The sequence below is a fragment of the Actinomycetes bacterium genome (assembly GCA_036510875.1).
Classification (GTDB): domain Bacteria; phylum Actinomycetota; class Actinomycetes; order Prado026; family Prado026; genus DATCDE01.
Window position 1 is genome coordinate 1 of the sequence record DATCDE010000023.1, and the last position, 7,794, is coordinate 7,794.

Sequence of the window (7,794 nt, forward strand, 5' to 3'; positions counted from 1 at the left end):
GGCGGGGGGGAACGGTGGCTTCGGCCATGGGGCGGAAACCTAGCGCCCCCGTCCGCGACTTCCACAACAGTTCGGCCACGGCCAGCCCGGCGCCCCATTCTCGGTCCGCCGCCGGCGGCACCATGGCACCCCCGACACACGAGACCTCGGAGCCCGTGATGAACCGCAGCACCCTGACCCGTCGGCTCGGCGCCGCGCTGGTGGCTGCCGGGCTGGTCGTCGCCCCCGCCACGTTGGCGGCCGCCAGCACGTCCGCCTCGCCCAGCGCCAGTGGTGCGGCGAGCGCCTCGCCGAGCGCGAGCAAGACGACGTTCACCGTCGGCTTCCTGCAGGACGTCGACTCGCTCAACCCGTTCGTGGGGATCCTGGCCTCGTCGTACGAGGTCTGGGGCGTCACCTACGACCAGCTGATCGGGTACAGCCAGAAGGACTTCTCCCCGGTCCCGCAGCTGGCCGAGTCTTGGACCGAGTCCGCTGACCACAAGACCTGGACCTACAAGATCCGGTCCGGGGCGAAGTGGTCCGACGGCGTCCCGCTGACCGCCCACGACGCGGCGTACACATTCAACCGGATCCTCAACGGTACCGACGAGCAGACCAACTTCGGCAGCTATGTGACCAATATCACCAAGGCCGAGGCGCCGGACGACACGACCCTGATCCTCACGGTCAGCAAGCCGACCCCGATCATGACCCGGCTCGCGGTGCCGATCCTGCCCGAGCACATCTGGAAGAACATCAGCGAGAAGGACGTCTCGACCTACAAGAACGAGCCGATCGTGGGCTCCGGGCCGTTCATCTTCGACCAGCACGTGACCGGCCAGTACATCTCGTTCCATGCGAACCCGAACTACTGGGCCGGCGCACCGAAGATCCACAACCTGGTGTTCCGGATCTTCCAGAGCGAGGACACGATGGTCGCCGCTCTGAAGAAGGGCGAGATCGACTTCGCGGACAGCCTGGGCTCCACCTCGTTCACCTCGCTGCAGGGCAAGGCCGGCATCACCACGTTCCCGGCCGAGTACTCCGGCTTCGACGAGCTCGCCTTCAACACCGGTGCGGCGACCGACACGGGCGTCGCGATCGGCAACGGAAACCCGGCGCTGAAGGACAAGCGGGTGCGCGACGCGATCGGCTACGCGGTCGACACCAAGACGCTGGTCACCAAGGTCCTCGGCAGCTACGGCGAGCAGGGCAGCTCGATCATCCCGCCGATCTACGCGAACACGCACTACGACCCGGGCACGGCCGCCCGCACCTTCGACATCGCCAAGGCCAACCAGCTGCTCGACGACGCCGGCTACACCAAGGGCGCCGACGGCATCCGGGTCGACCCGGCGACGAAGAAGCCGCTCGACCTGCGCCTGCTCGGCCGCGACTCCAGCCCCACCTCGAAGGACTCCGTCCAGTACATCCAGGGCTGGCTGCAGCAGATCGGTATCAAGGTCAGCGTGCAGATCGTCTCGGAGGACAAGCTCACCGAGATCGTCGGCAACGGCGAGTACGACATGTTCGAGTGGGGCTGGGTGGTCGAGCCCGATCCCGACTACCAGCTGTCGACGTTCCTGTGCTCCTCGCGCAGCACCAAGGCCGGCAGCACGATCAGCGCCGGCCTGTCCGACAGCTTCTACTGCAACCCGGCGTACGACGTGCTGTACGCCCAGCAGGCGACGACGACCGACCCGGCGGCACGGACCGCCATCGTCAAGCAGATGCAGAAGATGCTCTACCAGGACGCGCCGTACATCGTCACCTACTACTACGCCAACCTCGAGGCGTACCGCAGTGACCGGTTCACCAACCTGCAGCCGCAGCCGATCCCGAAGGGCTCACTGCTGTTCCAGTACGGCACCTACACCTACCGCAACATCGAGCCGGTCTCGGACGTGACGTCCACCAGCTCGAGCTCCACCGGCCTGTGGGTCGGCCTGGGCGTGGCGGCGGTGGCCATCGTCGGCATCGGCGGGTTCTTCGTGGCCCGCTCGCGGCGTACGGCGGAAGAGCGGGAGTAGTCCATGCCCACCACCCTCGTGGTGGAGGCCCCGGCACCGGCAACGGTGCCGGCGGCCTCCACCCGGCGGCACAACCTGCGCTACGTCGGCGGCAAGGTCCTCGGCGCGATCGGCAGCCTGTTCTTCGTCGCGGTGTTCAACTTCTTCCTGTTCCGAGTGCTTCCCGGTGACCCCGCGAAGATGCTCACGCGCAACCACGCCGTCCCAGCCGAGCAGATCGCCCAGCTGCGCAAGCAGTTCGGCCTCAACCAGCCGATCCCCCAGCAGTTCCTGACCTACCTGGGGAACCTGCTGCACGGGGACCTGGGCATCTCCTTCAAGTTCCGGCAGCCGGTGACCACGGTCATCGCCGACCGGATGTGGCCGACCATCCTGCTGCTCGGGATCTCGACGATCCTGTGCACGATCATCGGCCTGTGGCTGGGCATCCACCAGGCCTGGCGCCGGGACAGCACGTTCGACCGGTCCAGCACGTCGATCACCCTGATCCTCTACTCGATGCCGGAGTTCTGGCTCGGCATGATCCTGATCCTGGTGTTCGCCTCCGGCTTCGGCCCGATCCCGGGCATCTTCCCGACGAGCGGCCTGATCACGCCCGGCGTCGACCCCGCCTCGCTGCAGGGGGTGCTGAGCGTCGCCTACCACCTGGCCCTCCCGGTGATCACGTTGACTTTGGCCTACCTGGCCGAGTACTCGCTGGTGATGCGGTCCTCGCTGCTGGACGAGATGGGTGAGGACTACCTGCTGACCGCGCGAGCCAAGGGGCTGCGGGACGCCGACGTCCGGCAGCTGCACGCCGTGCCCAACGCGTTGCTCCCGTCGTTCACGCTGCTCGTGCTCAACCTCGGCTTCGTGGTCTCCGGGGCGATCACGATCGAGACGGTGTTCTCGATCCCCGGCCTGGGGCTGCTCTCCTACGAGGCCCTCAAGGTCCCGGACTTCCCGCTGCTGCAGGGAGTCTTCCTGTTGTTCTCGGCCGGCGTGATCTTCGCGAACCTGGTCGCCGACCTCGCCTACCCGCTGCTCGACCCCCGGGTACGGCCGGCATGAGCGCGTCGACAGCCGCTCCGCCGTCGGCCCGCTCGGTGGCCTGGGCCAGGCGTCGGGCGTCCTTCGGCCGGGTGTGGAAGGAGTTCCGACGCAACCGGGCCGGGGTCGCCGGGCTGGTTATCCTGGGCTTCTTCGTGCTGGTGGCCCTGCTGGCGCCGCTGCTCGCCGACAAGAGCGGGCTCGACGTCACGCAGGCCACCGGCCTGCCGATGCACCCGCCGTACCCGGGCTACCCGCTGGGCACCGACAAGCAGGGCCGCTCCATCGTGACCCTGCTCATCTGGGGCTCGCGGATCTCGCTGATCGTGGGCTTCGCCGCGGCGCTCATGGCGATGGTCATCGGCACCCTGGTGGGCATCTCCTCCGGGCATTTCACCGGCTGGGTCGGTGGGCTGCTGAGCCGGTTCACCGAGTGGTTCCTCGTCATCCCCTTCCTGCCGCTCGCGATCGTGCTGGCCAGCGTGCTGGGCCACTCCTTCTGGATCCTGATCTTCGTCATCGGGATCACCAGCTGGGCCTCGACGGCCCGGCTGATCCGGGCGCAGACCCTGTCCATCGAGGCGCGCCCGTACCTGGAGCGGGCCAAGGCCCTCGGCGCCGGGCACTGGCGGCAGATGAACCGCTACGTGCTGCCCAACGTGATGCCGCTGGTGTTCGCGAACACGACCCTCACGGTGGCCGGGGCGATCCTCACCGAGACGACGCTGTCGTTCCTCGGCCTGGGTGACCCGTTCCACGTGTCCTGGGGCTCGATGCTGGAGAACGCGTTCGACGAGGGCGCGATCTCGGCCGGCGCGTGGTGGTACCTCTTCCCGCCGGGCATCGCGATCGTCCTGGTGGTGCTGGCGTTCACGCTGGTCGGCCGGGCACTGGAGACCGTGCTCAACCCACGGCTTCGGGAGCGCTGACGCGTGGCTCTGCTCGAGATGCGCGACGTGCACGTGTCCTACCGGACCAGGGCCGGTCACGTCCCCGCCGTCCGCGGTGTCGACCTGACGGTCGAGGCGGGCGAGATCCTCGGCGTGGCCGGCGAGTCCGGCTGCGGCAAGTCCACCCTGGCCGCGACCGCACTACGGCTGTCACCGTCGAACGCCGTGGTCACTGGCGAGGTGCTCCTCGAGGGCCGCGACGTCCTCACCATGAAGTGGGGCGACCTGCGCACGGTGCGCTGGGCCCATGCCTCGATCGTCTTCCAGGGTGCGCTGCACTCGCTCAACCCGGTCCGGACCATCGGCCAGCAGATCGCCGAGCCGATCGTGCTGCACGAGAAGGTGTCGGACAAGGCCGCCGCGAAGCGGGTGGACGAGCTGCTCGAGCAGGTCGGGCTGCCGGCCCGGCGGGCCAAGTCGTACCCGCACCAGATCTCCGGCGGCCAGAAGCAGCGTGTGATGATCGCCATGGCGCTGGCCTGCCGGCCGCGGCTGATCATCGCGGACGAGCCGACGACGGCGCTCGACGTGATGGTGCAGGCCCAGGTGCTCGACCTGATCAGCTCGCTGGTCAAGGACATGGGCGTCGGCATGCTGATGATCAGCCACGACCTGTCGGTACTGGGCACCACCTGTGACCGGCTGAGCGTGATGTACGCCGGCAGGGTGGTCGAGGAGGGGCCGGCCAAGCAGCTGTTCGCCGACCCGCAGCATCCCTACAGCGCCGCCCTGTCCGCCGCGTTCCCCACCATCGGCGACCACGCCTCGCGGCTGGCGCCGCGCGGCCTGCCTGGCGACCCGCCAGACCCGGCCCAGCTGCCGGACGGCTGCCCCTTCCACCCGCGCTGCCCGGCGGCGGTCCCCAGCTGCGCCACCGGGGCCGAGCCACCGCTTCGGCGGCTCAGCCCCGAGCGGGCCGCGGCCTGCGCACTGCTCGAAGGGAGCCCGACGTGACCTCGGTGCAGGTCGACCCCCCGGCCCTGGAGGTACACGAACTGGCTGTGACCTTCCGCAACCGAAGCGGCCCTGAGGCGCACGCCGTCGACGGCGTCGAGCTGGCCGTGGGGCAGGGCGAGATCCTCGCCCTGGTCGGTGAGTCGGGATGTGGCAAGACCTCGCTGGCCCGCGCCCTCCTCGGCCTGGTCCAGCCGAGCGGCGGGAAGGTCGTGCACCTGGGCCAGCCGCTGGCCTACTCCTCGAAGGCGCTGCGCACCTACCGGCGCCGGGTGCAGCTCGTGCTGCAGGACCCGTCCGGGGCGCTCAACCCCCGGCACACGATCTACGAGGCGGTCGCTGAGGGACTGCGCATCCACAAGGTCCGCGGCGACGAGCGGGAGCTGGTCGCCCGGGCGCTGTCCCGCGCGGGGCTGCGCCCCCCCGAGCGGTTCTTCCTGTCCTACCCGCACGAGCTGTCCGGTGGGCAGCGACAACGCGTGGTGATCGCCGGGGCGCTCGCCCTCGAGCCGAGCGTGCTCGTCGCCGACGAGCCGGTGTCGTCGCTGGACGCCTCGGTGCGCGGGGAGATCCTCGCGCTCCTGCTGCAGCTGCGCGACGAGCTGGGCCTCACCGTCCTCGTGGTCACCCACGACCTGGGCCTGGCCTGGAACATCGCCGACCGGATCGCGGTCATGTACCTCGGCCGGGTGGTCGAGCTGGGCCCCACCGAGGAGGTGCTGGCCGACCCGCAGCACCCCTACACCAAGGCGCTGCTGTCCGTCGTCCCGGAGATCCGGCACGTCGAGCCGGTCGTGCTGGCCGGGGAGCCGCCGGACCCGACCCGGGTGCCGAGCGGCTGCCGGTTCCACCCGCGGTGCCCGGCGCTGGCCGACGGGACCGCCGAGCGGGCGGGGGTGGCCGACCAGTGCCGCACCGCCGTCCTGCCGGTGCTCCCGATCGCCGACGGCCACCACGCCGCCTGCCTCCTCACCACCCCACACCCTGCATAAAGGTGCCCTTCTGTGGGTGGAGCTCGGCGCGGACGACGCGGTCCACCCAGGCGGCCACCTGACGGTGGGTCACCGCACCGTGCACCGTCGTCTGGACCGCTAGCCCGTCGATCAGCGCGGTGATCCGCCAGGCGGCCCCGCTCGGGTCGTCGCAGCGGAACTCGCCGCGCCGGACGCCGTCCGCGATCACCTCCGCGACGGCCTGCTTCCAGCGCCGGTCCAGCCGGCCGGACGTGTGCCTCAGCTCGGGCACGCGCAGTGCCGTCGCCCACGCGTCGATCCACAGCAGCCACCCGCCGGCGGCGCCCTGGGGGCCGTACAGCCGCAGGATGCGGCGCAGCCGGTCGGTCGCGTCCGACCCCTTCACCAGCGCCACGTGCAACCGCTCCAGGTCCCGCTCGGCCGCGTACTCGAAGGCCCGCGCGAGCAGCGCCTCCTTCGACTCGAAGTGGTAGAAGACCAGCGCGGGACTGATCCCCAGCAGGTCGGCCACGTCGGTCACCCGGGTGTGTGCGAACCCGCGGTGCTCGATCACCGCGACGGTGGCCGCGAGGATCTCCTCGCGGCGCACCTCGGGTCGCCGACGCGCCACCGGACCGGCCCCTACGCCAGCGGCCTGGTCATGCGAGGTCCCTCGCGATCCGCCGGTGCCAGCGCCGTTCGGCCACCAGGTCGTCCCCTTCCCGCACCTGCAGCACGACGGCGACGTCGAAGTGCTCCGCCCCCGCCCGCACCTCCAGCGTGGACCGCGTGCTCACGGTGGCCTCCGGCCAGGTGAGAGTGAACGAGACATCGGACTCGGCCCGCTGCTCGAACGTCCGGCTGTCCACCGAGACCCGGCCGCGGTAGTGCTCGGCCGCCGTCCCGTGCACGGTCTCGTAGCCGGACCCGTGGTCAACCAGGCACGCGGTCTCCCGTGCCAGCACGTCCCGCTCCACCCGCCAGGACACGCCCTCCGCCGCCTCCGGCTCACCCTCGGCCGCGACCAGCCGCGGCGGCGGGTACGGCGAGGGCTCCTCCACCACCGGGAGCAGCAGCTCGCCACCTCGGACCTCGAGCACGAGCGGCCGTGGCGGTGCCACCGTGTTCGGCCAGTCCGCGCCGGCGAGCGACAGCCGCAGCCGGTGCCCGCGGGCGAACGCGAACGCCGTCGCCTCCAGCTCCACCTCGACGTCGTAGGGCTGGCCCGGCTGCAGCGGCTGCGGTGACTCGTGGCCGTTCCGGTGGGTCAGGTTGAGCAGCCCCCGGGTGACCAGCGCCGAGGTCCCGTCGGGGAACACGTCGGTGAGCTTGGCCGAGACGAACCCGACCGGCTCGGACGCCGTCACGGTCAGCCGCAGCAGCGCATGGCCGAGCAGCTCGACGTCGTCGGCGTCCCACTCCCAGGTCAGCGAGGCGGCGTCGTCGAAGCGCTGGTCCAGCGGCTGGCCGTAGGGCAGGTGGCCGGCGCAGGAGATCCACGCGGCGGTGCCGACGTCCGGCCGGACGACGTACGGCCGGCGCCCGATCAGCCCCAGCGACCGGGTGCCCACCCGCGGACTCGGCCAGTCCTCCTGGCGCCACTCCCCCGCCCAGCTGTCCAGGTCCGGCTCCGGGCGGGTCGAACGGCGCATGAAGTAGGTGACCACCGGCTCCTCGGGGAGGTCCGTGCGGCCGCGCAGCCAGCGGTCCCACCACCGCACCATCTCGGGCAGCAGGTCGATCCGCGGCCCGGGCAGCGAGGTGTCGGTCGCCGCGTGCGACCAGGGGCCGGCCAGCAGCCGCCGCGGCACGCCGGCCTCGCCGAGCGCCACCATCGTGCGCAGCGAGTTGTTGCGGTACCCGTCGGCCCAGCCGGCGACGAGCATCACCGGGCAG

7 protein-coding genes are annotated in these 7,794 nt (G+C 70.9%); 5 read left to right on the plus strand and 2 right to left on the minus strand.

The genetic code is table 11. The annotated features are described in order from the left end of the window. The first annotated feature begins 158 nt into the window (after window positions 1-158). The 5 genes from VIM19_01425 to VIM19_01445 are packed head-to-tail and all read left to right on the plus strand — an operon-like array spanning window position 159 to window position 5,937. Window positions 159-2,012 carry an ABC transporter substrate-binding protein gene (locus VIM19_01425; GenBank protein HEY5183573.1) on the plus strand — a complete coding sequence of 618 codons (1,854 nt, stop codon included), beginning with the start codon at window positions 159-161 and terminating at the stop codon, window positions 2,010-2,012. Window positions 2,013-2,015: 3 nt separating this feature from the next. Beyond that, window positions 2,016-3,062, plus strand: coding sequence for an ABC transporter permease (locus VIM19_01430; GenBank protein ID HEY5183574.1), 1,047 nt, complete (start codon window positions 2,016-2,018; stop codon window positions 3,060-3,062). Continuing rightward, the gene (locus VIM19_01435) at window positions 3,059-3,970 is read left to right on the plus strand and encodes an ABC transporter permease (protein HEY5183575.1); all 912 of its coding nucleotides are present in this window, start codon (window positions 3,059-3,061) and stop codon (window positions 3,968-3,970) included. The genes VIM19_01430 and VIM19_01435 overlap by 4 nt, the downstream gene beginning before the upstream one ends. Window positions 3,971-3,988: 18 nt before the next feature. Then, a complete protein-coding gene (locus VIM19_01440; GenBank protein ID HEY5183576.1) occupies window positions 3,989-4,945 on the plus strand; it encodes an ABC transporter ATP-binding protein in 957 nt (318 codons plus the stop codon). 26 nt (window positions 4,946-4,971) lie between these two features. Further along, complete coding sequence (locus VIM19_01445; GenBank protein HEY5183577.1) at window positions 4,972-5,937, plus strand: ABC transporter ATP-binding protein; 966 nt, start codon at window positions 4,972-4,974, stop codon at window positions 5,935-5,937. Here VIM19_01445 and VIM19_01450 read toward each other — a convergent pair. Next, window positions 5,915-6,529 (minus strand): TetR/AcrR family transcriptional regulator, encoded by a 615-nt coding sequence (locus tag VIM19_01450; protein ID HEY5183578.1) that lies wholly within the window; start codon window positions 6,527-6,529, stop codon window positions 5,915-5,917. The genes VIM19_01445 and VIM19_01450 overlap by 23 nt on opposite strands. Window positions 6,530-6,557: 28 nt before the next feature. Next, on the minus strand, window positions 6,558-7,794 hold a 1,237-nt coding region (locus tag VIM19_01455), incomplete at its 5' end, for a CocE/NonD family hydrolase C-terminal non-catalytic domain-containing protein (GenBank protein ID HEY5183579.1).